The following is a 23,225-nucleotide window of genomic DNA, read 5'->3' on the forward strand; positions in this document are numbered from 1 at the left end:
CGTTATATCTGTTTGAGATGGGTTTAACACCGCGTAGCAATTCAAGTAAACAGACAAGCAGTTGCAATGGTGCAAATAAAAAGGGCGCTGTCATGTGACAACGCCCCGTCCAATCAACGAGAGATATGGTGTTATTCGTCGAAATTAACCTGTTCAACCAATTTCAATGATGCAGGGCGCAGATTTGCGATGTCGATCAACGGTGTTGCATCTGGTGTGAATTCACCCCAGCTTGCCACCAATTCGGATGGTTTCGCACCTGGTTGCAATGGGAATTCGCCATTTACTTCTGCGTATAATTCTTGGGCTGGTGTGGACGCCAAGAATTCGATCAATTTCAATGCATCCTCTTTGTTTGGGGCTGCTTTGGTCATGGCAACGCCTGACAGGTTCATATGCGTGCCGCCGTCCTTAAACGTTGGATAAACGATGCGCACGGATTGCGCCCATTCTTTTTGTTCTTCGTCGGACAGCATTTTCGCCATGTAATATGTGTTACCCACGGAAATGTCGCATTCGCCTGCATAGATCGCTTTGACCTGTGCGCGATCGTTCCCTTGTGGTTTGCGTGCAAGGTTGGATTTCAACCCTTCCAGCCATGTTTTCGCACCTTCTTCGCCGTGATGGGCAATCACGGCAGATGTGAGTGCTAGGTTATAGGCGTTCAAGCCAGAGCGGATACAAATGCGCCCTTTCCATTTTGGATCGGCCAAGTCTTCGTATGTTGTGACTTCACCGTCGGCAACACGATCCTTGGATGCGTAAACGATACGTGCACGCGATGTCAGGCCAAACCAATGGCCGGCTGGGTCACGAAATTCCGCGGGGATATTGGCGTTAAGCGTTTCGGATACAACGGGTTGCGTCACACCAGCATTTGCCACTTCTGACAGGCGGGAAATATCAACCGTCATTACCAAATCAGCAGGCGAGCGATCACCCTCTGCCACAAGACGTTCAACCAAGCCTTTGTTCAAAAAAGCCACGTTGACCTTGATACCAGTTTCTTTGGTGAACGCATCGAAAAGAGGTGTCACCAATTCAGGTTGGCGATATGAATAAACATTCACTTCGTCTGCGATCAGGGGGGTGGCGATTGTCGCGGCAACGGATGCCAGCATTGCATTGCGCAGGGTTTTGAACATGTCGAATCCTCGTGGTTAAATTTGCCCTTCTTTAACCTGACAAAAACACTTGGACAATACCTGATTAAAATAATCGGAAAAATTATGCGCGGAAGAATGCGTTTCCAACGCAAATAAGCGCGATCCCCGATAATACTGTGCGCCAGACATTCCAGAAATACCAATCGCGCGCATACGCATCCCAGATTTCATCACCCTGTTGCGCGTTGATGGTCACCGTATCCACCAACATCAATGTTTCGTTCATGGGGACATTGACCAACATCGTGATCAAAATCCCACCGCCCAGATAAATCATTCCCGCAAGGGCGAGCCAAATCGCGCTGGTCGGGCGCATATTTACACGCGCCAAGGCACAGGCGATAAAACAGACCACAGGTGGCAGAAAGAAAAACGGGAAAAAGATTGGATTGCGAATGGCACCGTTAATGGCGTTCATCGCATTAATTGCGTCAACCCCCGCCATCGTGTTCAACCCATTAATACCCGATGCAACATAGGCATAGAAAAACCCAAATATCCCCCCAACCAAAATCAAAGAGATTGAAAGCGAGAGGCGAAACAAAAGGGCCATTTGATTATCCTATGGTTTTTGCGATTTCGGTTTGGCCGTGTCCGGATGCCATACCGTCCGTTCCACCCAGAGGTGGGGCAATCAATGACCAAGCGGCAATGACAAAGGCAAAGATGATCGCGCCAAATGATGTGGCGGTTTTTAATGTGCTGGCTTCACGCCCCAATAAAAACACGGCGCCCAACAGGGCACAAATATGGGCCGCGATACGCAGTATGCCAAACATATCGCCACCACCCAGTATTAGATTGATCGCAACGGCCAAGCCGCCAAAGATCACAATCATCACCGCCAGTGTTTGAAACATTAAATCGGGCAGACGAAACCGCGTGAGCTGTAACAACAGGATTGAAATCAGGGGGGCAACCACCGATAGATCCGCGCCAAATCCGATCACGGATTGAATGACACTGATCCGTTCACCAGAGATGCTTGTCACAAATTGGCTGTGTGTTGGCATTAAGCCAAACAAGATGACAATCGCCATCAGCCCCAAAATGATATTACGTTTATCCATTGCGCTCCCCCGCTTTGACCGCATCCCACATTGCGTCCATTTCTTCTAGATAAGATTGGTCAGGCGTTTTTCCAAGGGCGGCGAGCCTGTCTTCCACGCCTTCGAACCGACGGGTGAATTTTGCATTGGCACTGCGCAAGGCTTCTTCGGGATCGATTTTAAGGTGACGCGCCAAATTTGCCATGACAAACATCAGATCACCATATTCTTCGACCTGTTTATCATGGGGCAGGGTTTGCACCGCTTCGACCAATTCGCCCGCTTCTTCGGTGATTTTATCCAAGACTTCTGTCGTGCTTGGCCAATCAAATCCAACGCGTGCCGCGCGTTTTTGCAATTTTGTCGCGCGGGTGAGCGCGGGCAGGTTGATCGCAACACCATCCAATGTGCGTGTGGGTGCGTCCCCTTTGGCCGCGCGTTCGGCGGCCTTGATTTTTTCCCAATCGGCGGTTTGTTGGGCGGCGGATTTATCGCGGCTTTCATCGCCAAACACATGGGGGTGGCGATGGATCATTTTATCGGCGATGGATTTGGTAACACTGGCAAAATCAAAATGCCCATCCTCGGCCCCCATTTGGGTGAAATAAACAACCTGTAGTAATAAATCGCCAAGCTCGCCTTCCAGATCATTCATATCGCCCTGTTGGATTGCATCGGCGACTTCGTAAGCTTCTTCAATCGTGTAGGGGGCGATGGTTTCATAGGTTTGTTCAATATCCCAGGGACAGCCATTTTCAGGGTCGCGCAATCGCGCCATGATTTCCAACAAACGGGGCAAGCCGCCATCGGGATTAAGACAAAGTTCTTGGCTGGCTGAATAATCTTTTGTCATCTATGATCTTTTCTGCAAATGATAATGCTTGCCCCTATGGTATCGCAAATTTGAACGGAGTCGACACCCCATGCCAGTAATCAATCGCATCGCAGATTATTTTGACGAAATGAAAGGATGGCGCCAGCACATCCATACCAACCCAGAGGTGGGTTTTGAATGCCATGAAACCGCGGCATTCGTGGCGGATCGTTTGCGCGAATTTGGTGTTGATGACATTTCCACGGGCTGGGCAAAAACGGGTGTGGTTGCGGTGATTAATGGCAAAGGAGATGGCGGCACAATTGCGCTTCGCGCCGATATGGACGCCTTGCCCATGCCAGAGGAAACGGGTTTGGATTACGCATCGCAAAACGCGGGGAAAATGCACGCCTGTGGTCATGATGGGCATACGACCATGTTGTTGGGTGCGGCGAAATATTTGGCGGAAACACGCAATTTTTCAGGCCGCGTTGTGTTGATTTTCCAACCCGCAGAAGAAGGTGGCGGTGGTGCAGGTGTCATGGTGAATGAGGGATTGGTTGAAAAATACGGGATCGATCAAACCTATGCGTTGCATAATCTGCCTGATTTGCCGATTGGGCAATTTGAAACAACGCGTGGGCCGATTATGGCGGCGGCAGATGATTTTGCCATTGAAATCAATGGGCGTGGTGGGCATGCCGCATATCCCCATGGCACGATTGATCCCATCATCGTGGCCACACAAATGGTGCAAGCATTTCAATCCATCGTCAGCCGCAATGTTGATCCAATTGACACCGCCGTGTTGACCATCACCCAAATTCACGCAGGCACGACCACAAATGTGATCCCTGAAACCGCGCGATTGGTTGGCACGGTGCGCACGTTCAAATCCGAAGTTAAGGATATGATTAAATCGCGTATGGAAACCATCATGCACAATACTGCCGATGCGTTTGGTGCAACCGTTTCGATGAAATACAATGATGGGTATCCCGCCACGGTGAACCACGCCGAACAGGCAGATTTTGCCGCATCGGTTGCCGCGAGTATCGTTGGCGATGGCAAGGTGGCATCGGATGTGCCACCCAGCATGGGTGCAGAAGATTTCGCCTACTTCTTGCAAAAATCAAAGGGTGCGTATTTGTTTGTTGGCAATGGGCCAAGTGCGGGGCTTCATCACACCAAATACAATTTCAATGACGAGGCCGCACCGTATGGCGCGACATTTTTTGCCCGTTTGGTGGAAACCGCTCAGCCAGTTTAAGGCGTTTGGCGTTTGCGCGCATTGGGTGTGATATGCGCAAACGCATCGTCACCATATGATTTGACGACCTCGGTGATCACAACGTGAAAACCGCCATACCATTCGGTATAACGTTTCTTTGCCTCGATATGGGATGGGTGGCGCGAAAACTGTTTCAGTGCGGCCATGTTTTCCCAATAATAAATCGAGTTGCGTTTTTTGCCATCTTGGCTGACCCAATTTTCTTTGCCCAGATACCCCTCTGTATCTTCGGCAGCTTGCAAGATCAGCGCATCAAGGCGAAAAAATTCTTCGTCCAAATTGGTTTCGGTAAAGATGAAATTGGCGGTAAACATGGTTACGCCAACGCTGATTTCAACGCCTGTTCCAGATCAGCAATCAGATCATCGGCGTTTTCAATGCCAACGGACAGGCGCAACAGGTTGGGCGGTGTGCCGTAATCGGGGCCCTCAACGGTAAAGCGATGTTCGATCAAGCTTTCAACACCGCCAAGCGATGTCGCCGGCAGGAATAGGTTTGTGCTGGCCGCGACATTGCGGGCTTGGTCCTCTGATCCATTCACACGAATTGATAACATCCCGCCAAATCCACGGATCATTTGGCGTTTTGCAACATCGTGACCTGAATCATTGGGCAGGCCTGGGTATTGAACAGCCTCTATCAGCGGGTGGTTTTCGAAATGTGAGGCGATTTTCAGGGCATTGGCACAGGCTGCATCCCAGCGCACATATAATGTGCGCAAACCGCGCATCAATAACCATGATTCAAAACCGGGCAGGGCGGTGCCCTGTAATTTGCGCACTTCGCGCATGTCTTCCCAACGTGGGTTTTGATCGTTGGTGCATAATACACCCGCCGTCACATCCGAATGACCGTTCAGATATTTTGTGGCCGAATGGAAAACGATATCCGCACCCAATTCCAAGGCGCGTGTTGTGGGTGGGGGTGCGGTTGTGGAATCAACCACCAATATCGCACCGTGCGTGTGTGCAATGCCCGCAACGGCGGCGATGTCTGTTACCGCCCATGTCGGGTTGGTGGGTGTTTCGACCCATACCATTGCCGTATCATCGCGCATCACGTTTCGCAGGTTATCCAAATCCGCGGGTGTGTATTTCGACAGGGTTAAATAACCTTTGTCCGCTTGGCGTTGCATCCAAACCAATACGCCAAAATACATGTTTTCGGGCACCACGATATGTGCCCCCGCTGGCAATGATTCCAAAACTGCACAGGCTGCGGAAAGACCAGAGTTGAACAGCATCGCATCATTAGCACGTTCAATTTCGGCCAAAACCGTTTCACATTGTAAACATGTTGGCGTGCCATAGCGCGAATAGATATATCCGCGCGTTTCATAATCATCATCACGCGCATAAGTGGCGGCGGTGTGAATGGGGGCAATGACCGCGCCCGTTACAGGATCAATTTGCCCTGCGGCCTGTGCCGCGATGGTTTCGGGTGACAGGCGGTCATTGCGTTTTTTCATGGCTGTTTAGCGTCCGCGATAAGGTTCGACATATTGCAATGCCATATCCCAAGGAAAGAATATCCACGTATCTTGGGACACTTCGGTGATAAAGCTTTGCACCTGTGGGCGTCCCTTTGGTTTGGCGTAAACAGTGGCGAAATGCGCGTTTGGCAACATTTCACGCACCACTTCCAGTGTTTTGCCGCTGTCGACCAGATCGTCGATCACCAACACGCCCGTACCATCGCCAACCAATTCGGCATCTGGTGATTTTAGAACCGTTGCCTTGGATGATTGATCTTGGTGGTCGTATGATTTTACGCTGATGGTATCAACTGTGCGGATATCCAATTCACGCGCCACAATCATTGCAGGGGCCATGCCGCCACGTGTGATTGCAACAACTGCTTTCCATTCGCCATCATTGGGGCCTTTGCCATCCAGACGCCATGCCAATGCGCGGCTGTCGCGGTGGAGTTGATCCCAGCTTACGTGGAAACCTTTTTCATGGGGGAGTTGTGTTGTCATTCTTTGCGTCCTGTAACGACGTCAATATCGGGGGCATCTTCGGCCTTCATTCCGACCACGTGATAGCCTGCATCAACGTGCAGGTTTTCGCCCGTCACGCCAGATGACAGATCAGACAACAGATACATCGCAGATTTACCAACATCCGCCGTGGATACATTGCGGCGCAGTGGTGAGTTCAATTCGTTCCATTTCAGGATGTAGCGGAAATCACCAATGCCCGATGCGGCCAACGTTTTAATTGGCCCTGCGGACAGCGCATTCACACGAATGTTTTTCGGGCCCAAATCCATTGCCATGTATTTGACAGATGCTTCCAATCCGGCCTTTGCAATGCCCATGACGTTATAATGGGGCATCACCATTTCCGCACCGTAATAGGTGAGGGTGAGCAATGAACCACCATCGGGCATCATTTTTTCTGCGCGCTGGGCAATGGCGGTGAATGAATAAACAGAAATATCCATCGTCATGCGGAAATTTTCCGCACTGGTATCAACATAACGTCCGCGCAATTCGTTTTTGTCGGAAAAGCCAATGGCGTGAACGACAAAGTCCAACTTGCCCCATTTTTTCTCGAGCGTGGCGAATAATGTGTCGATGGATTCTGAGTTTGTGACATCACATTCCAAAACCATGTCGCAACCGATGCTTTCTGCCAATGGCAGTACACGTTTGCCCAATGCTTCACCTTGGTAAGAAAACGCCATTTCGGCACCTTGTTCATGACAAGCCTGCGCAATGCCCCATGCGATGGACTGTTTGTTGGCGACGCCCATAATCAGGCCGCGTTTGCCATCCATTATGCCTTTGCTCATATTTTGACCTTTTCGTTTGTGTTTGCACTGGTTTAATTCATGCGACCCGCTGCATCAAGCATTCTAGCGTCAATTTTGCACTTGTCGCATTGTGGTAACAAACCTAAGCATATAATCGCGAAAAGATGGAGATCGTGAATGTCAGACAGAACAGGTATCTTTGCGGGCGAAAACCCGTTCGAATTGGTCAAGGATTGGCTGGCAGAGGCGCGCGATCTGGAGCCCAACGATCCAAACGCAATGTCATTGGCAACCGTGGACAGCACAGGCATGCCAAATGTGCGTGTTGTTTTGTTGAAAGACATCACCGATGATGGCTTCGTTTTTTACACAAATTACGAAAGCGCAAAGGCACAGGAATTGGCATCCGCAGGTAAGGCTGCATTTGTTATCCATTGGAAATCGCTGCGCCGTCAAATCCGTGTGCGCGGCACAATCGAGCGTTTCGATAATTCCGCAGCGGATGCATATTATGAATCGCGATCCGTTGCGAGCCGCATTGGCGCTTGGGCAAGCGATCAATCGCGCCCATTGGAAAGCCGTGAAGTGTTGCAAAAACGTGTCGATGCGATGCGCCGCGAACATGGCGGTGACCCCAAACGCCCGCCGCATTGGGGTGGGTATTGTATTACCCCTTTTGAAATTGAATTTTGGGCCGATGGAGCGAACCGTTTGCACGACCGTTTCGTGTGGAAACGAAGTAATGTCAAAGATGAATGGAATATTCAGCGCCTCAACCCATAGGGGTCAATTCTTTGATATTCTAATAAATTTAAGTAAATTCAAAAAAATTCCGTGCACTTTGACTGGTTTTAGTCTTAAAACATGGGCAAGGGGATTTCGGTGAAATGATACAGAAGACTGGTAAGATAAAGTGGTTCGACACCGCCAAGGGTTTTGGCTTTGTCGTTGATGATCACGGTGGAGCGGACATTTTGTTGCACGCAAATGTTCTGCGCGATTTCGGGTTGAGCTCCGTTGTCGAAAATTCGGTGATCGTTGCAGAGACCGTTGAAACAGAGCGTGGGCAACAGGTGACCAAGATCGTGTCATTGGATTTGCCCGATGCGCAAACCGTGCAAAGTGATATGCAAATCCCACAGGGCGATTTTTCCGCGCTGCCATTGTTGGCCGCACGCGCCAAGTGGTTTGATAAAACCAAAGGTTTCGGATTTGTGAATGTCTTTGGTTCATCTGATGATATATTCCTACACGTAGAAGTGTTACGTGCATATGGCATGGCGGAATTACAGCAGGGTGAAGCAATTGCGATCAAATTATCAGATGGCCCAAGGGGCAAAATGGTTGTCGAAGTGCGACCTTGGGATTTTGCGATTCCTCGCTAGCGTTATTATCGCGCTGAGCTTTGCCAGCGCAGCATTTGCCAAAACATGTCAGATTGACGTTGTGAACCTGCGATGGGATGGGGGCGCTGTGCGTTTCCAGACCGAGGTGGTTGATACAGTTCAGGAACGCGCACAGGGTTTGATGCATCGAGAGTCTATGCCTCGATATTCGGGAATGTTATTCGTTTATGATCGCGCCCAACCCGTATCATTTTGGATGGAAAACACATTGATCCCGCTGGATATGTTATTTTTTGATTCCGCGGGGCGTTTGCAACATATCCATGAAAATGCCGTGCCATTGGATCGCAGCAGCATCTATGGCGGTGAATCGATTCAATATGTTTTGGAAATTAATGGTGGCGTGGCGGCGAAATTACGTATTCCCGTGGGTGCAGAAATCCAGCACCCGTCAATTTTAAATGAATTTGCGTCCTGGCCATGCAAGGAAATGCAATAAGGCGCGATTTAGGGCTTTTCAATCCTGCAGGAGTTTTGTAAACGCTGCATCAGTCGGGGCGTGGCGCAGTCTGGTAGCGCACTTGTTTTGGGTACAAGGGGTCGTTGGTTCGAATCCAGCCGTCCCGACCATTTTCAAAAATCACAGTTGAACCGTTGCATCGCGCAATATGTTCACTGTGATTTTTTGCATTTAAACTGTCTTTTGCGCCACTGGGCTGTCATGGAATCGTTACATCAAGCGGTTATTGTGAAGAAGTGTGATTCAACCACAACATGTTGATAAGTAGCGTCACATTTATGCCCTATTTTGCTATCCCTGCTAAAACATTCACTAAATTTTAAGTGACGTTTACGTGCCTTTGACAATTCGCTCACCGCATCTTGTGGATAGGTTTCTGTCAATAACAAAATCTTGAAAAAATCGTAAAATTTCCGTTGACCGATTCAGTGTGATCGTACACTTTGTGCAGACAGCAATCGCAAACACAACATCTGGTGTATCGCTACAAGTGATACGCAATTATTTGAAACCGCCAAGGGGGCTAAGACGTCGGTTAACGACGCTGGAGTCGCGGGCATTATTAGTGACCAATAGGGGCAGCAATGAAAATTGAACGTCGTTTTACGCAAGAAAACAAAGACGCATACGCAGATATCGCATTTCACAAAACAACATCTGAAATTCGCAACCCAGACGGGTCCGTGGTGTTTTCATTGGAAGGTGTGGAAGTGCCAGAATCATGGAGCCAAGTTGCAGCGGACGTGATCGCACAAAAATATTTCCGCAAAGCCGGTGTCTCAGCAGATTTGGTTAAACTTGCAGAAGACGACGTTCCAGAATTTTTGTGGCGCTCTGCACCAGCAGATGGCCAACAAGTGAAATCTGGTGATGAATATTCTGGTGAAACATCATCCAAACAAGTGTTCGATCGTTTGGCAGGTGCTTGGGCATATTGGGGTTGGAAAGGTGGCATGTTTGATTCTGAATCAGATGCGCGCGCTTATTATGATGAAATGCGTTTCATGCTGGCCAACCAAATGGCCGCGCCAAACAGCCCACAGTGGTTTAACACAGGTTTGCACTGGGCATATGGCATTGATGGCCCATCACAAGGGCACCATTACGTTGACTACAAAACAGGCGAGCTGACAAAATCGACCAGCTCTTATGAACATCCACAGCCACATGCGTGTTTCATCCAATCCGTTGGTGATGATTTGGTGAATGACGGCGGTATCATGGATTTGTGGGTGCGCGAAGCACGTCTGTTTAAATACGGCTCGGGCACTGGCACCAACTTTTCCTCCCTGCGTGGTGCGAACGAGTCGCTTGGCGGCGGCGGTAAATCATCTGGCTTGATGTCCTTCCTGAAAATTGGGGACAGGGCCGCCGGCGCCATCAAGTCGGGCGGCACAACACGCCGCGCTGCGAAAATGGTGATCTGTGATATGGACCACCCAGATGTTGAAGAATTCATCAGCTGGAAAGTGAAAGAAGAGCAAAAGGTTGCATCCCTTGTTGCCGGTTCAAAATTGCACGAAGTGAAATTGAACGAAATTTTTGAAGCGATCCGCACGTGGGATGGCGCAGAGAATGATGCGTTTGATCCAAAATCAAACACGGCATTGAAAGCGGCGATCAAATCCGCGAAAAAATCCATGATCCCCGAAACATATGTAAACCGTGTGTTGCAATATGCACGCCAAGGTTATTCATCCATTGAATTCCCAACATATGACACCGATTGGGATTCAGAGGCTTACGTGACCGTTGCAGGGCAAAATTCAAACAACTCTGTGCGTGTTACAGATGCGTTTTTAAAAGCAGTCAAAGCAGACGCCGATTGGGAATTGATCCGCCGTACCGATGGCAAAGTTGCCAAAACGGTAAAGGCACGCGATCTGTGGGAAGAAGTTGGCCACGCGGCATGGGCTTGCGCCGATCCGGGTGTGCAATATCACGACACAATCAATGCATGGCACACATGCCCAGAAGACGGCGCGATCCGTGGATCAAACCCGTGTTCCGAATATATGTTCCTTGATGATACGGCCTGTAACCTTGCATCCATGAACCTGTTGAAATTCTACAAAGATGACACGTTCATGGCCGATGATTACATGCACGCATGTCGTTTGTGGACAATGACATTGGAAGTGTCTGTTTTGATGGCACAATTCCCATCACCTGAAATCGCAGAGCGTTCATATAAATTCCGCACATTGGGTCTTGGTTACGCCAACATCGGTGGCTTGTTGATGAACATGGGCTTTTCATACGACAGTGATGAAGGGCGTGCATTATGTGGCGCATTGACCGCCGTAATGACAGGTGTGTCATATGCAACATCTGCTGAAATGGCCAAAGAGTTGGGCCCATTCCCAGGGTATGCGAAAAACGCACAACATATGTTGCGTGTCATGCGTAACCACAAACGCGCGGCATTTGGCAAAAAAGCAGGCTACGAAGGGTTGGAAGTGAAGCCAGTAGCCCTAGATCACAAAAACTGCCCTGATAAAATCTTGTCCGAATTGTCCAAAACCGTTTGGGAAGAGGCCGTCGCACTGGGCGAACAGCACGGGTATCGCAACGCACAGGTTTCTGTGATCGCACCAACAGGTACAATCGGTTTGGTTATGGATTGTGACACCACAGGGATCGAACCAGATTTCGCATTGGTGAAATTCAAAAAATTGGCCGGTGGTGGTTATTTCAAAATCATCAACCAATCGGTTCCTGCGGCATTGGCAAAACTTGGCTATGGCACGGCACATTCCGAAGAAATCGTTTCATATGCGGTTGGGCATGGTTCCATGGGCAATGCGCCTGACATTAACCATACGACACTGACAGGCCATGGTTTTGGCAAGGCAGAACTGGATAAAATCGAAGCAGCATTGCCAACAGCATTTGATATTCGTTTTGTGTTCAACCAATGGACATTGGGTGAAGATTTCTGCAAAGGCACATTGGGCATTCCAACGGCATTGTTGAACGACCCATCATTTGATTTGCTGACACATCTTGGGTTTAGCAAAAAACAAGTTGAGGCCGCGAATAACCACATTTGTGGTACGATGACACTGGAAGGTGCACCGCACCTGAAGAAAGAGCATTACGATGTGTTTGATTGTGCCAACGCATGTGGCAAAATCGGTACGCGCTATTTGTCCGTGGACAGCCACATCACCATGATGGCAGCGGCGCAATCTTTCATCTCTGGTGCGATTTCAAAAACCATCAACATGCCAAATGATGCAACAATCGAAGAATGCCAAGCGGCATATGAATTGTCATGGTCATTGGGTGTAAAGGCGAACGCGCTTTATCGTGATGGATCGAAATTGTCACAACCATTGTCTGGTGCACTGATCGACGATGATGATGACGACATCGAAGAAGCGTTGATGGACGCACCCGCAGGGGATCGCGCACAAATCTTGGCCGAAAAGATCGTCGAGAAAATTGTGATCAAAGAGGTTCAAAAACGCAGCCGTGAAAAACTGCCAGAGCGCCGCAAGGGGTACACCCAAAAGGCCATCGTTGGTGGGCACAAGGTTTATTTGCGCACAGGTGAATACGAAGACGGCAAAATCGGTGAGATTTTCATTGATATGCACAAAGAGGGTGCGGGTTTCCGCGCCATGATGAACAACTTTGCCATCGCAGTTTCTGTTGGGCTTCAATATGGGGTGCCATTGGAAGAATTCGTTGATGCATTCACATTCACGCGTTTCGATCCCGCTGGCATGGTTCAGGGCAACGACAGCATCAAAAATGCGACATCCGTTCTGGATTACATTTTCCGCGAATTGGCAGTGTCATATCTGGATCGCACAGACCTTGCGCATGTGAAACCAGAGGGCGAGAGCTTTGACACATTGGGTCGTGGTGTGGAGGAGGGTGCATCAAATGTGCAAAACCCATCCGAAGAAAATTTGGCTGTGATCAAACAAGTGTCTTCATCGGGTTATCTGCGCAAGCGCTTGCCACAAGAATTGATGGTGCTGCAAGGTGGGCAATCACAATTGTTCACAGTTGACACAGGCGTTGCCACCGAGGCTGTCGCAACAGAAGCCGTTGCCGCCGCCGTTGTGGAAACAGCAGCCATGCCAAAATTGGACGAACGTGCCAAAGCAAAAATGCAAGGCTATGAAGGGGACGCATGTGGCGATTGCGGGAATTACACATTGGTGCGCAATGGCACCTGTATGAAGTGTAACACCTGCGGCGCGACAAGCGGTTGTAGCTAAGCATCAGCATGCCTCGATCTAATGGCGGGGCATGCGACGAATACGCGGTGAATATCGCCGTGCAACAAGGTTCGGGGCGGGTGCGCTCGCCCCAGCGTTTTCAGGCCGCAGGCATAAATCGGTACCGAGCAGTACAACGATGAGCCTGAAAATCTAACTAGGGGGATTTCGATCCCCCTATTTTTTTGTCTGAATTTTGGGTGTTAACGGGGCAGCGATTCAATCGCTTTTATCATCGCCGCACGTGTGCGTTTGGCCACGGATACGTTTGGGCGTTTTTCATCCTGCGTCAGATGCGCAAACACAATCGTGGTTTCATCGCGTTTTGCCCAGCCCACAAACCAGCCCCAGCCGCGATCATAATCAAACCCACCCGATGGTTTGCGCGGATAGGCAGAACCAGTTTTGCCCCAGACCTGCCAGCCGTGATTGGCGGAAAATTCGGTGACGATTGCCAAGGTTTTATCAATCGCGCTGTTTTCCACGGGCAAATCATACGTGATCAGTTTTGATATAAACTGTACCTGTTCACGGGGGGAAATTTGCAATGATGAATTGATCCAACCTCGTTCCAGCCCGTTGTTTTTGCCCTCGTCCCCAGACAGATCAGCGTTGCCAAACCCAAAATCACGGGCGTATTGTTCAATGCGTGTTTGTCCAAGTGATTTTGCGATTTGTTGGGAATACCAGACAACGGAATATTGCAACCAACGCGCGGGCGTTGTGTCGGTTTTCCAATTGGCACCACCCCAGGCAACATATCCATCACGATAAGGAATGCTGGGCGTTTGCGCATCAAGTAGAAAACCCGCATCGTAACCCATGACGGCCAGCGGAATTTTGAATGTGGATGCGGGCGTATATCGCGCATTGCAATCACCGATTTCACGCACCGTGTTATGTGTATCTGTGTCAACGACAATTTGGCATAGCGTGTTTGCGGATGCACTCAGCGCCAAAAACATGCCACTGGCAAAGGGGGCAAGCATTCGGATCAACGCGACAGCTTTCGTTTGCGCGCGCGATAATAAAATGCAGCGATGGCGATCAGCGCCGTTAGGCCAAACATGGTGGTGGCGAACGTCGTGGCAGGGATCGAGAAAAACTGTGCCGACGCCCCAAGTGCGACCGCACCCATTGCGGTGACGCTCATGGCGACAACGACCCAGATGCTCATCACACGCCCGCGCATATTATCGGGCAGGTCGGTTTGAATGGATGCTTGTAATGTGACCCCAACGTAAGTGGTGCAAAACCCCAACACCGAGACCGCGATGATTGCAAATGTCCATGATTGCGTGTTGCCAACCACACCCATAAACACAATGCCAAACGCAGCAATGATAATTGTCACGGGGTTAATTACGGTTATTGGCCGTGCACTTGCGAGCCCCTTCAGCAAAGCACAACATAATGATCCAGCGCCAATGGCCGATGTCATTTGGCCAAAGCCAACCGCACCACGTTCAAACACGCCATCGGCGATGACGGGTAAAATTTCCATGATCCCGCGCACACAAAATGACATGACCGAAATCAGAACAAGTGCGGATATAATGCTGGGGCGGTTTGCGATGTATTTGATGCCTGTGCGAAAGGCGCTGAAAAAGCTTTCTGGTGCGGTTTCGGGCGCGTTGCGCGGTTGCAGGCGGTGAATGATCGCAAGGCTTGGCAAATAAAGGATCAGCGTCACGCTCAGGGTTAGTGGGATACCGACCAGATCGATCAACACGCCACCAATCGCGGGGCCAATCAGGCGTGCAACGTTAAAATTGATCGCGGCAAGTGCCACGACAGAGCTAACATCTTCGCGGCCAACCAAGCGTGGCGCCATCGACAGACGCACAGGATGATGCGCGGATGCAACGATCCCCACCGCAAGCGCAACCGCGCTGAGCAATATGGGGGTTGCGAACCCCAACAGATTTGCGAGCAAGAGCGCGAAGGTACAGCACATCATGCCAATGTTCGTGAGATAATTCGCAAGTTTTATATCACCACGATCAACCCAGACCCCAAAAAACGGGCCGCTGAATAATGTTGGAAACATTGATAGGCTGGCAATCAGGCCAACGAAACTCGCTGAATGTGTCAGATCCCACGCAAGCCAACCAATGACCACGCGCAAAATCCACATGCCATTTACTGCACATGCGCCCCCCAAAAAATACAGGCGAAAATCTGAATGTCGTAATGCGGCAAGGTTCATAATTCTGGTCTAGGGGAATTCAGATCAAAGACCAACGGTGATTTTGTACCTATCATGTAACTTTGTACCCCTTAAAAGAAACGCCCAGAGAAACGACACTAGGATATCGTATACTCTGGGCGTTGCCAGGTCCCAGCTCTTGAGCGAACAACCGTTTGGGGGGGGTAAACGGTTGAAAGAGCGAAAGAACCTTAACTGTTTTGCGCGTTCGCGCGATCTTTTGTAGCCTGAGTGATTTGAGAGATCAAATCACTGTGCTGAATCTGATGATATACCAATGTTAATGCAAGCCCCACCGCCATAAACCCTGAAATCGCCATCATACTGGCCAAGGTATTGTCATTAATAACCACGAAAGGCACCAATACAACCATCAAAACGGATGCCGCAAAAATCGGCAAAAGTGCTCTGATTGTGGTGAATGAAATTCGACCCATACTTGTTACTCCAATAATAATAAATGTACCCCTTGTACGGTTCCAATATGGAAATTTAATTTTGGTTTTAAAGGCGCTGTTGTGAAATAATATCTTAATATGAATGCGATTTGAATGTTAATTACCTTTTTTCGCTTCTAGATTGTTTTATCGTCGCTGTCAGTACCTTAAAGTGAAGTTCATTGTGAATTTTTTGCATTGTATTTTCGATGCATTGGTGATATTTGCATAGGCAAATGTAGTAGGTGCGCAAATGGAATCTGGTGGGTTATCGCTCAATAATGTGGTTTTGTCGGTTCATGGCAAACCCGTGCTGAATGACGTTTCTTTTCATGCGGATGAACAACGCATCGGTCTGATCGGGGCGAATGGATCGGGGAAATCCACGCTTGCGCGTGTGATTTTGGGATTGTTGCAAATCAATTCGGGTGATTTGCGCGTCCACGGTGTTGATATCTGGAACGATCGTAAAGCGGCGTTGAAAACCGTGGGGATGTTGTTTCAAAACCCAGATCATCAAATTATTTTCCCCACATGCGAAGAAGAAATCGCATTCGGGTTAACACAATTGGGGCAACCTAAGGATCAAGCGCGCCGTACGGCACTGGCCATTTTAACGCAATTTGACCGCCGCGATTGGGCAAACCGTTCCACCCATGATTTATCGCAAGGACAGCGGCATTTCTTGTGCCTGTTGTCGGTGTTGGTCATGCAGCCTAAATTGTTGGTGTTCGATGAACCCTATGCGGGGTTGGATTTGCCAACATCGATTCAGTTACACCGTAGCATTGATGCACTGGATCAACAGGTGGTGTTGATTACCCATGACATGGATGTATTGGCGGGATTTGACCGTGTGATCTGGTTGGATCAGGGCCAAGTTGTTGGCGATGGCACGCCTGCGGATGTTATTCCAAAATACATCACCGAAATGACCGCGCGTGCGGGGCAACCTGATGCTTAGCCTTACATTGCCAATGCAAAGCTGGGCGCATTCCATTCCTGCGTGGGTGAAACTTGCGCTGTTGGTTGTCATATCATTTGCGATGTTTCCAATACGCGATATCGCGATTTTGGCGGTGATTGTTGGGGGGGTGACCTGTTTATACCTCACACTTGGTCGTATGGCCTGTGCGCAAGGGTTGAAGATGTTGAAACCCTTGGCGTGGATGATGGCGATATTGTTGATTTATCATGTGATTACGGGACAGATTGGCGAAGGGATCCGTATCACCCTTAAAATGTTCGCGCTCGTCGGGATTGCAAATTTCGTAACCATGACCACCCGTTTGGATGATATGATCGCTGTGGTGATGATATTGCTGGCCCCACTAAAACTGTTGGGGATAAACACCCGATCCATCGCGCTGGCGTTTGCCATGGTAATTCGTTTTACGCCCGTCTTGTTTCAAAAAAGCGCAGATATTGCCAACTCTTGGCGCGCGCGCAGCCCAAAACGTGTTGGATGGCGGGTTGTGTTGCCGCTGTGTTTCGTGGCAATTGACGATGCAGAACATATATCAGAAGCCTTGCGCGCCCGTGGTGGCGTGACATCGGACCATTAGGGGACACATATGGAACGAAATCTTACATTTATCGCGCTTTTCGCAGCACTCATCGCGGTGCTGGGTTTATTGCCAAAATTAACGCTTGGATTTGGTGTGCCAATCACGGCGCAATCACTGGGCGTGATGTTGGCGGGAACTGTATTGGGTGCCAAGCGTGGGTTCTTGGCCGCGTTGTTATTTGTCGGGCTCGCCATTGTTGGCCTGCCAATTTTGGCAGGTGGTCGTAACGGGCTCGAGGCAATTCAATCACCATCCGTTGGCTTTTTCTTGGGCTTTCCTATTGCGGCATTCGTCACTGGTTTGATTGTGGAACGTGCCAAGGATATGAATATCATGATTGTCAGCGTGATCGGATCAATCATCGGCGGCGTGGTTGCGTTGTATATTTTGGGCGTTATGGGATTGGCATGGAAGCTGGAAAAATCGTTTACTGAATCGTTGCTATTAGTGACTGCGTTCATTCCTGGTGATGCGGTGAAGGCGTTGTTGGCAGGTGTCGTGACCCAAGCAATATACAAAGCCCGCCCAAATGCAGTGATGTCACGAAGCTAGTATCAGCGCAGTACCCAATCCGCCAGCGGCGGCGATGGCGGCCAAACCTGTGCCGCCATTTTTTTGCACCAGATCGTGAAACAGGCGCACTGCCAAAATCGCACCTGATGCGCCAATTGGGTGGCCACGAGCCAATGCGCCACCTTTGATATTCACGCGATCCGCGTCTAGATATGCGCCGTTTACACATGCAATCGCTTGCGCGGCGTAGGCCTCCATGATTTCACATTGGGTGAGGCTATCCACCGCCATACCGGTTTGGTTTAAACAATTTTCAATTGCGCCAATTGGAACAAGTGCTGGTTGGGATGAATCACCACCCAGTGTTATCCCGTTGACGATGCGCAATGCGGGTGGATTCCCCAGAGATTTTAACATCTGTTCGGACACTACCAAGACAAATGCAGCACCGTCCGCGCTGATCGCGGTATTGGCGGCGGTGATGTCACTAATGATTGGTTTGGCGCGTTGGCATAACGCGGGGGATAATACGCGGGTAAATCCATCGGTTTCACCTGCACCCGCGATGGGCACAATTTCTCGGCGCAGATCGGCGCGGTGTTGGATGGCCTTTGCATGGCTTTCAATCGCCCAGTTATCTTGGGCGTTTCGGGGGATATTTAATGCGTTTGCGGCGACGTGCAAATCGGGATCTTGGTTGGCAAAGGGGCTAAACGCGGGGCGATCATATGAGACCGGTGGTGCACCGTTTTTCCCCTGTGTCATGCGGATGGGGCGCATGGATGCGCTTTCGCCTCCGCCAGCGATAACAGCATGGGATGAACCCGATTGGATCATCTGTGTCGCCAGTAAAATCGCATCCAACCCACCAACACATTGGCGATCAATCGACAGCCCTGCCACCCTATTTGGCAGACCTGCGGCCTGTGCCGCCATGCGGGCTGGGTTGCCACCACCATATAATGCGTTGGACAATATCAATTCATCCACCTGCGCTGAATCAAGTTTGGCATCAGACAAAGTTGCACTGATCACTGGCGCGCATAAATCATGGAGCGCAACATCGGCAAATGCACCATTTTGTGCCATGACTGCACTGCGCCTTGCGGCGATGACATAGGCGTGTTTGCTCATGTCATGCGATCCTTTATCAATGCGGTGATACGGCGATAATCTGTTTTACCAGAGGGCAGGGTTGGCCAATCATCAATCGTGAAGATACGACGTTTCGATAGATGTTTGATGTCATTCATCCGCCCGACATCACCACAGATCGCACAGGCTAATTGATGGCCGCGCAAATCATCGCGGATGGCAATGACGCCGGCATATTCAACACCATCGTTTGCCAATACGGCGCGTTCAATTTCATCCAGATGCACCAGTTGATCGGCAATGTTGATTGCACGATCGCGCCGCCCGGTGATGAACAGGTTTCCAGCGGTATCAAAATGTCCAAGCTCACCAACGTCAACATATCCATCTGAACCAACAACGGCAGTGTCTGATGTCAGATATCGCGTTGCATTCATCGGGCTATTGACGAAAACGCCGCCATTGCGGATTTGAACATCAACACCGATATAGGGTTTGCCAACCGATCCCGTTGGCGTGGTCGCGTCACTGATGGTGACAAAACTGGTTTCGGCGGCGCCGTAAAACACTTTGATCACCGCGTTTGGAAAATATGTGGACAGGGTGGCGTGATCATTTGCACTTAATGCGCCACCACCCACGAAAATATGTTTCACTTCGAGATTGATTGCGTTTTGTTGGCACAAGATTTTCAGCTGTGTTGGGGTGGCATAAATGACGTTAATATCATGATTGCACAGTTTTGCGCGTGGTGACAAAAATGCAATTTTTGCACCAACAAAAGCAGCCTCTGCCGCACCATAAAACGCAAGTGAGTGGGATAAATAACCCAGCACCGCCACACGATCATCGGCTGTGATGCCATTGCGATCAAAGCTGTAAATCCAGCTTTCGGTGCTGCGCAAAATGGCCTTGGGCGTGCCTGTGGTTCCACCACTGAAAGTGATGAACCGTGTCGCCGTTCGCTCGTGCAAGGCGTTGGTGATCGGTGCGCAAGGCGTATTTAGTATGATAAAATCATCGGGCAGGTTTTGCGCAATATTCACACTCGCAACACCACAAATGCGCCCTGTTGATAATATGCCAAAAAATGCGGCGAGCGCATGGAATGGATCATGCAGACAAATGACCACCCGTGCATTGCTGGGCAATGTGTCCGCCCAGGCCCCATATCCCGCCTGAAGCGGGGTGTTTTGCGCAGATCGCATCGGTTTTGTGGTTAAATCGGTTGTCATGGTGATAAATGTCTAAACTGCGGGGCAATCAGGTGCAATCACAGCCTTGGCAGGGCGGGCGAATCTGGCTAAACCCTGTGGAACGCTAACAGCAGGACAATCCGATGACATTTCCAAACACATTCCCCGAAAAATCCGTAATGGCCGAATTGGCGGCATCGATGTTGCTGGAAATTGACGCGGTGAAATTCCGCCCAGAGGAACCTTATAAATTTGCTTCTGGCTTGGCATCGCCCGTTTATATTGATTGTCGCAAATTGATCAGCTACCCGCGCATCCGATCCGCGTTGATGGATTTTGCCGTGGCAACATTGTACCGCGATGTTGGGTTTGAACAGTTTGATGCCGCCGCAGGTGGTGAAACCGCAGGCATCCCGTTTGCCGCGTGGATTTCGGAACGCATGGGATTGCCAATGCAATATGTGCGCAAAAAACCCAAAGGTTATGGCCGTGATGCGCAAATCGAGGGCGATATTTCCGAAGACCAGCGCGTATTGTTAGTCGAAGATTTGACAACCGATGGTGGGTCCAAATTGATGTTCGCAGAAGCAATCCGCAATGCGGGTGCAAAATGCGATCATACGTTGGTTGTATTTTACTACGATATTTTCAAAAACACCCATGAGATGTTGGCCGAAAACGGGCTTAAGCTTCATTATTTGGTAACATGGTGGGATGTTTTGAAGGTTGCGCGCGATCAGGGCAAATTCAGCGCAGAAAAACTCGACCAAGTGGAAGCATTTTTAAATGCGCCATTGGAATGGTCTGCGGCACATGGTGGCGTTTCAGAATTGCCGGTTGCCAAATAAAGGCGCCCCGCGATTAATTAAGATCGCGCAGCCGCGTTTCCAAATTTTCAAGCCGTTCAAGCGCGTGGGATAGCGTGGATTTAAGGCTGGCGATTTCGCCAAGCGTATCATTCACGCCCTCTGGTCGATCAAAGCTTTGCGCAACATTTTCGGTGCCGTTTGCCTCGCCGTTGATCAGCCAGATGATTGATACATTTAACAAACCAGCCAGCATTTGGATGCGATTGGCGCGTGGTTCGACAGTATCATTTTCCCATGCCTTTACCGTTTTCTTTTTCACGCCCAGCTTTTGTGCCAATGCTTGGGTCGTGATTCCCTTTGCGTTGCGCGCGGCCTCTAGCCGATCTCCAAATGTGGCGACGTCTTCGTTGAAAAATTCGGTGCTGTCTGGTTTTTCGTTGGACACTTGCTGCTCCGTGGCGAGGGGTTTGGTTGATCTTGTGCACAGACCTAACGCGCCTGTGGTTGGTTTGTAAACTGTACCTTGGTTCGGTTTTACCAAATCTAGCAAATACGACTGGACGTTTGGCGACACCTTTGATTGGATTTGCGAAACATGAAAGGATTTGAATATGTCTGTTTGGCCAGATGATGTGGTGTTGTCAGGAACACTCGTGAAGATAGAGCCGCTTTCGATGGATCATTGTAGTGATCTACAAGAAAGTGCAGCAGACGGCGAATTGCACAAATTGTGGTACACGTGGATTCCTGCGCCAGACGATGTGGCGATGGAAATCGAGCGACGCTGTGAGCTGCGCAACGTTGGATCAATGCAGCCGTTTGCAATTATCGATCAATCCAGCGGACATGCCGTGGGCATGACGACATTTATGAATATTGATGCCCAGAACAAGCGAGTGGAAATCGGATCGACATGGTATCGCAAATCGGTGCAACGATCAGGGATCAACACCGAATGCAAATTGATGATGTTGGGTCATGCGTTCGAAGTGTTGGATTGCATCGCCGTTGAATTTCGAACCCATGTTGTAAATTTGCAGAGCAGGCGTGCGATTGAACGCTTGGGAGCAAAGCCCGATGGGATTTTGCGCAATCACATGAAAGTGGCGAATGGAACCATACGCGACACGGCGTTGTATTCCATTATCAATAGTGAATGGCCAACAGTGAAGGCGCATTTGCAATGGCAATTGGCCAAGCCGCGCACATAGTCATTGCCAAGATTTGATCATATCGACAATGCGTGATTCATAGGCACCCCAGGCATCTGGATTAAAAAACGTGGTCCCGTCATAGCGATAAAACATTCGGCCAAGTTCAGTTTGCGAAACGATGTCGCAACCTGGCTTTCCGATGCGTGGACAGCTGGCGAACACTATCAAATTATCATCTGCGTCCAAGACAAAATGGTTGATATTCTTGCGCCGATAAATCGTGCGAAAATTAATGCAAGAAACCGTATCTCCGATGATCGTTTTTTCACAAAATTCGATCCAATCACGTTTGTTGGGCACACGATTGTCGGATGCGGATTGCTTAAGCACTTCGCGTAAAAATTGCGCAGGTTGATATGCTGTTGTAAGCGCAAGCTGATCAACAATTGCTTCTTGTTCCTCGCAATATTGCGAACCTTGATAAACGCCGCGAAGAGAGTTTTTACAGTAAGTGATGGTCATTTTTGCATCGTCACGGGCAACATTTTCCCCTGATTGTGTATAGATGCGCGGTACGTTGTAGGGCGTGTTGCCAATGTGTTGGACTAAGAACTGTGGCTGCGATTTTACCGCAAATGGCAGTATGATTTGAACGATCAGTGAAACGGCCAACGCGATCACAAAATACTTGGTATATTTTTTATCATAATTTTTGATCTGTAGCGTGGCCCAAGCGGCAATCGTACCAAAGGTGAATATGCTGATACCAAGAAAGGTGAAAAACCACGGCAGATAATTTGGATTGCAAAAATTCGTGTTCGCCAGTGCACCACACCCTGCAGCAACGCCCAATCCAAGAAACAGAAAAATAAATGCGCAAACGCAAAACACCGCCCACATAAAAATCACAATAAATAGCGTGGAGAAATTTTTCATTACAAAGGCATACCGTTCAAGTTCAATATTTTCTAGTGCTATGCGACCCAAGGATTTGCAAATTTGCGAGAGCGCACGAATGGGAGCATATTCCACCTTAATTCAGGCAAAATAATGAACTGGAGGTAAT

The 23,225-nt window shown here is 49.4% G+C and carries 25 protein-coding genes and 1 tRNA gene; 11 read left to right on the forward strand and 15 right to left on the reverse strand.

The annotated features are described in order from the left end of the window. Nucleotides 1-131: 131 nt before the first annotated feature. The 4 genes from IE094_RS04350 to mazG form a co-directional block, all read right to left on the reverse strand. Nucleotides 132-1,145 (reverse strand): Fe(3+) ABC transporter substrate-binding protein, encoded by a 1,014-nt coding sequence (locus IE094_RS04350; RefSeq protein WP_189639306.1) that lies wholly within the window; start codon nt 1,143-1,145, stop codon nt 132-134. Between the two features lie 82 nt (nt 1,146-1,227). Further along, on the reverse strand, nt 1,228-1,719 hold the full coding sequence (locus IE094_RS04355) for an anthrone oxygenase family protein (RefSeq protein ID WP_189639307.1): 492 nt from the start codon (nt 1,717-1,719) through the stop codon (nt 1,228-1,230). Between the two features lie 4 nt (nt 1,720-1,723). Next, a complete protein-coding gene (locus tag IE094_RS04360) occupies nt 1,724-2,236 on the reverse strand; it encodes a hypothetical protein (protein ID WP_189639308.1) in 513 nt (170 codons plus the stop codon). Continuing rightward, nucleotides 2,229-3,068, reverse strand: coding sequence for a nucleoside triphosphate pyrophosphohydrolase (gene mazG / locus IE094_RS04365; protein ID WP_189639309.1), 840 nt, complete (start codon nt 3,066-3,068; stop codon nt 2,229-2,231). Before mazG ends, IE094_RS04360 begins: the two co-directional genes overlap by 8 nt. A 70-nt stretch (nt 3,069-3,138) precedes the next feature. Here mazG and IE094_RS04370 point away from each other — a divergent pair, with 70 nt between their 5' ends. Continuing rightward, nucleotides 3,139-4,299 carry a M20 aminoacylase family protein gene (locus tag IE094_RS04370; protein WP_189639310.1) on the forward strand — a complete coding sequence of 387 codons (1,161 nt, stop codon included), beginning with the start codon at nt 3,139-3,141 and terminating at the stop codon, nt 4,297-4,299. Here IE094_RS04370 and IE094_RS04375 read toward each other — a convergent pair. From IE094_RS04375 to fabI, 4 genes are read right to left on the reverse strand one after another with little or no spacing between them, the layout of a single operon-like run. Next, on the reverse strand, nt 4,296-4,634 hold the full coding sequence (locus IE094_RS04375) for an antibiotic biosynthesis monooxygenase family protein (RefSeq protein ID WP_189639311.1): 339 nt from the start codon (nt 4,632-4,634) through the stop codon (nt 4,296-4,298). The two genes, IE094_RS04370 and IE094_RS04375, sit on opposite strands and share 4 nt — an antisense overlap. Nucleotides 4,635-4,636: 2 nt before the next feature. Next, nucleotides 4,637-5,788 (reverse strand): trans-sulfuration enzyme family protein, encoded by a 1,152-nt coding sequence (locus IE094_RS04380; RefSeq protein ID WP_189639312.1) that lies wholly within the window; start codon nt 5,786-5,788, stop codon nt 4,637-4,639. Nucleotides 5,789-5,794: 6 nt separating this feature from the next. Next, a complete protein-coding gene (gene gpt / locus IE094_RS04385) occupies nt 5,795-6,298 on the reverse strand; it encodes a xanthine phosphoribosyltransferase (RefSeq protein WP_099591693.1) in 504 nt (167 codons plus the stop codon). Continuing rightward, nucleotides 6,295-7,116 carry an enoyl-ACP reductase FabI gene (gene fabI, locus IE094_RS04390; protein WP_189639313.1) on the reverse strand — a complete coding sequence of 274 codons (822 nt, stop codon included), beginning with the start codon at nt 7,114-7,116 and terminating at the stop codon, nt 6,295-6,297. Before fabI ends, gpt begins: the two co-directional genes overlap by 4 nt. A gap of 138 nt (nt 7,117-7,254) precedes the next feature. On the opposite strand from fabI, the gene pdxH reads away from it, so the two are divergent. The 5 genes from pdxH to IE094_RS04415 all read left to right on the forward strand — a co-directional run bounded on the left by pdxH (nt 7,255) and on the right by IE094_RS04415 (nt 13,178). Beyond that, nucleotides 7,255-7,860 carry a pyridoxamine 5'-phosphate oxidase gene (gene pdxH / locus IE094_RS04395; protein ID WP_189639314.1) on the forward strand — a complete coding sequence of 202 codons (606 nt, stop codon included), beginning with the start codon at nt 7,255-7,257 and terminating at the stop codon, nt 7,858-7,860. Nucleotides 7,861-7,964: 104 nt separating this feature from the next. Beyond that, nucleotides 7,965-8,462 (forward strand): cold-shock protein, encoded by a 498-nt coding sequence (locus IE094_RS04400; RefSeq protein WP_189639315.1) that lies wholly within the window; start codon nt 7,965-7,967, stop codon nt 8,460-8,462. Beyond that, a complete protein-coding gene (locus tag IE094_RS04405) occupies nt 8,422-8,922 on the forward strand; it encodes a DUF192 domain-containing protein (protein WP_229802034.1) in 501 nt (166 codons plus the stop codon). The genes IE094_RS04400 and IE094_RS04405 overlap by 41 nt, the downstream gene beginning before the upstream one ends. A 54-nt stretch (nt 8,923-8,976) precedes the next feature. Then, a tRNA-Pro gene (locus IE094_RS04410) sits at nt 8,977-9,053 on the forward strand. Nucleotides 9,054-9,527: 474 nt separating this feature from the next. Continuing rightward, a complete protein-coding gene (locus IE094_RS04415; RefSeq protein ID WP_189639316.1) occupies nt 9,528-13,178 on the forward strand; it encodes a vitamin B12-dependent ribonucleotide reductase in 3,651 nt (1,216 codons plus the stop codon). A gap of 203 nt (nt 13,179-13,381) precedes the next feature. On the opposite strand, the gene blaOXA is transcribed toward IE094_RS04415, so the two are convergent. From blaOXA to IE094_RS04430, 3 genes are all read right to left on the reverse strand, one after another. Then, nucleotides 13,382-14,167: a class D beta-lactamase gene (blaOXA, locus tag IE094_RS04420; protein ID WP_189639458.1), complete on the reverse strand. Its 786-nt coding sequence runs from the start codon at nt 14,165-14,167 to the stop codon at nt 13,382-13,384. A 5-nt stretch (nt 14,168-14,172) separates the two neighbouring features. Beyond that, on the reverse strand, nt 14,173-15,387 hold the full coding sequence (locus IE094_RS04425) for an MFS transporter (protein ID WP_189639317.1): 1,215 nt from the start codon (nt 15,385-15,387) through the stop codon (nt 14,173-14,175). A gap of 191 nt (nt 15,388-15,578) precedes the next feature. Further along, the gene (locus tag IE094_RS04430; protein WP_189639318.1) at nt 15,579-15,824 is read right to left on the reverse strand and encodes a hypothetical protein; all 246 of its coding nucleotides are present in this window, start codon (nt 15,822-15,824) and stop codon (nt 15,579-15,581) included. Between the two features lie 253 nt (nt 15,825-16,077). On the opposite strand from IE094_RS04430, the gene IE094_RS04435 reads away from it, so the two are divergent. Genes IE094_RS04435 through IE094_RS04445 form a run of 3 tightly spaced genes read left to right on the forward strand, consistent with a single transcriptional unit; the run spans nt 16,078 to nt 17,944 of the window. Further along, complete coding sequence (locus IE094_RS04435) at nt 16,078-16,788, forward strand: energy-coupling factor ABC transporter ATP-binding protein (protein ID WP_189639319.1); 711 nt, start codon at nt 16,078-16,080, stop codon at nt 16,786-16,788. After that, nucleotides 16,781-17,389 (forward strand): energy-coupling factor transporter transmembrane component T family protein, encoded by a 609-nt coding sequence (locus tag IE094_RS04440; RefSeq protein ID WP_189639320.1) that lies wholly within the window; start codon nt 16,781-16,783, stop codon nt 17,387-17,389. The genes IE094_RS04435 and IE094_RS04440 overlap by 8 nt, the downstream gene beginning before the upstream one ends. Before the next feature lie 9 nt (nt 17,390-17,398). Continuing rightward, nucleotides 17,399-17,944, forward strand: a complete 546-nt coding sequence (locus tag IE094_RS04445) for a biotin transporter BioY (RefSeq protein WP_189639321.1) — start codon at nt 17,399-17,401, stop codon at nt 17,942-17,944. On the opposite strand, the gene IE094_RS04450 is transcribed toward IE094_RS04445, so the two are convergent. Together IE094_RS04450 and IE094_RS04455 are read right to left on the reverse strand one after the other, a co-directional pair. Next, nucleotides 17,933-19,039, reverse strand: coding sequence for a thiolase family protein (locus IE094_RS04450; RefSeq protein ID WP_189639322.1), 1,107 nt, complete (start codon nt 19,037-19,039; stop codon nt 17,933-17,935). The genes IE094_RS04445 and IE094_RS04450 overlap by 12 nt on opposite strands. After that, nucleotides 19,036-20,235 (reverse strand): AMP-binding protein, encoded by a 1,200-nt coding sequence (locus tag IE094_RS04455; RefSeq protein ID WP_189639323.1) that lies wholly within the window; start codon nt 20,233-20,235, stop codon nt 19,036-19,038. The genes IE094_RS04450 and IE094_RS04455 overlap by 4 nt, the downstream gene beginning before the upstream one ends. Nucleotides 20,236-20,339: 104 nt before the next feature. Between IE094_RS04455 and IE094_RS04460 the strand changes: the two genes are divergently transcribed. Then, on the forward strand, nt 20,340-21,044 hold the full coding sequence (locus tag IE094_RS04460; protein ID WP_189639324.1) for an orotate phosphoribosyltransferase: 705 nt from the start codon (nt 20,340-20,342) through the stop codon (nt 21,042-21,044). 13 nt (nt 21,045-21,057) lie between these two features. On the opposite strand, the gene IE094_RS04465 is transcribed toward IE094_RS04460, so the two are convergent. After that, nucleotides 21,058-21,450 carry a helix-turn-helix domain-containing protein gene (locus IE094_RS04465; RefSeq protein WP_189639325.1) on the reverse strand — a complete coding sequence of 131 codons (393 nt, stop codon included), beginning with the start codon at nt 21,448-21,450 and terminating at the stop codon, nt 21,058-21,060. Nucleotides 21,451-21,616: 166 nt separating this feature from the next. On the opposite strand from IE094_RS04465, the gene IE094_RS04470 reads away from it, so the two are divergent. Beyond that, a complete protein-coding gene (locus IE094_RS04470) occupies nt 21,617-22,216 on the forward strand; it encodes a GNAT family N-acetyltransferase (RefSeq protein WP_189639326.1) in 600 nt (199 codons plus the stop codon). On the opposite strand, the gene IE094_RS04475 is transcribed toward IE094_RS04470, so the two are convergent. After that, on the reverse strand, nt 22,217-23,095 hold the full coding sequence (locus IE094_RS04475; protein WP_189639327.1) for a hypothetical protein: 879 nt from the start codon (nt 23,093-23,095) through the stop codon (nt 22,217-22,219). It abuts the gene before it with no gap. Between the last annotated feature and the right edge of the window lie 130 nt (nt 23,096-23,225).

Origin of the sequence: Paramylibacter ulvae (genome assembly GCF_014652655.1) — a bacterium.
In the GTDB taxonomy this organism is placed as follows: Bacteria; Pseudomonadota; Alphaproteobacteria; order Rhodobacterales; family Rhodobacteraceae; genus Amylibacter; species Amylibacter ulvae.

Excerpts from the sequence above, each read along its gene's own strand:
- IE094_RS04350 (WP_189639306.1), bottom strand. The coding sequence starts at position 1,145 with ATGTTCAAAACCCTGCGCAATGCAATGCTGGCATCCGTTGCCGCGACA.
- IE094_RS04355 (WP_189639307.1), bottom strand. The coding sequence starts at position 1,719 with ATGGCCCTTTTGTTTCGCCTCTCGCTTTCAATCTCTTTGATTTTGGTT.
- IE094_RS04360 (WP_189639308.1), bottom strand. The coding sequence starts at position 2,236 with ATGGATAAACGTAATATCATTTTGGGGCTGATGGCGATTGTCATCTTG.
- mazG (WP_189639309.1), bottom strand. The coding sequence starts at position 3,068 with ATGACAAAAGATTATTCAGCCAGCCAAGAACTTTGTCTTAATCCCGAT.
- IE094_RS04370 (WP_189639310.1), top strand. The coding sequence starts at position 3,139 with ATGCCAGTAATCAATCGCATCGCAGATTATTTTGACGAAATGAAAGGA.
- IE094_RS04375 (WP_189639311.1), bottom strand. The coding sequence starts at position 4,634 with ATGTTTACCGCCAATTTCATCTTTACCGAAACCAATTTGGACGAAGAA.
- IE094_RS04380 (WP_189639312.1), bottom strand. The coding sequence starts at position 5,788 with ATGAAAAAACGCAATGACCGCCTGTCACCCGAAACCATCGCGGCACAG.
- gpt (WP_099591693.1), bottom strand. The coding sequence starts at position 6,298 with ATGACAACACAACTCCCCCATGAAAAAGGTTTCCACGTAAGCTGGGAT.
- fabI (WP_189639313.1), bottom strand. The coding sequence starts at position 7,116 with ATGAGCAAAGGCATAATGGATGGCAAACGCGGCCTGATTATGGGCGTC.
- pdxH (WP_189639314.1), top strand. The coding sequence starts at position 7,255 with ATGTCAGACAGAACAGGTATCTTTGCGGGCGAAAACCCGTTCGAATTG.
- IE094_RS04400 (WP_189639315.1), top strand. The coding sequence starts at position 7,965 with ATGATACAGAAGACTGGTAAGATAAAGTGGTTCGACACCGCCAAGGGT.
- IE094_RS04415 (WP_189639316.1), top strand. The coding sequence starts at position 9,528 with ATGAAAATTGAACGTCGTTTTACGCAAGAAAACAAAGACGCATACGCA.
- blaOXA (WP_189639458.1), bottom strand. The coding sequence starts at position 14,167 with ATGCTTGCCCCCTTTGCCAGTGGCATGTTTTTGGCGCTGAGTGCATCC.
- IE094_RS04425 (WP_189639317.1), bottom strand. The coding sequence starts at position 15,387 with ATGAACCTTGCCGCATTACGACATTCAGATTTTCGCCTGTATTTTTTG.
- IE094_RS04430 (WP_189639318.1), bottom strand. The coding sequence starts at position 15,824 with ATGGGTCGAATTTCATTCACCACAATCAGAGCACTTTTGCCGATTTTT.
- IE094_RS04435 (WP_189639319.1), top strand. The coding sequence starts at position 16,078 with ATGGAATCTGGTGGGTTATCGCTCAATAATGTGGTTTTGTCGGTTCAT.
- IE094_RS04440 (WP_189639320.1), top strand. The coding sequence starts at position 16,781 with ATGCTTAGCCTTACATTGCCAATGCAAAGCTGGGCGCATTCCATTCCT.
- IE094_RS04445 (WP_189639321.1), top strand. The coding sequence starts at position 17,399 with ATGGAACGAAATCTTACATTTATCGCGCTTTTCGCAGCACTCATCGCG.
- IE094_RS04450 (WP_189639322.1), bottom strand. The coding sequence starts at position 19,039 with ATGAGCAAACACGCCTATGTCATCGCCGCAAGGCGCAGTGCAGTCATG.
- IE094_RS04455 (WP_189639323.1), bottom strand. The coding sequence starts at position 20,235 with ATGACAACCGATTTAACCACAAAACCGATGCGATCTGCGCAAAACACC.
- IE094_RS04460 (WP_189639324.1), top strand. The coding sequence starts at position 20,340 with ATGACATTTCCAAACACATTCCCCGAAAAATCCGTAATGGCCGAATTG.
- IE094_RS04470 (WP_189639326.1), top strand. The coding sequence starts at position 21,617 with ATGTCTGTTTGGCCAGATGATGTGGTGTTGTCAGGAACACTCGTGAAG.
- IE094_RS04475 (WP_189639327.1), bottom strand. The coding sequence starts at position 23,095 with ATGAAAAATTTCTCCACGCTATTTATTGTGATTTTTATGTGGGCGGTG.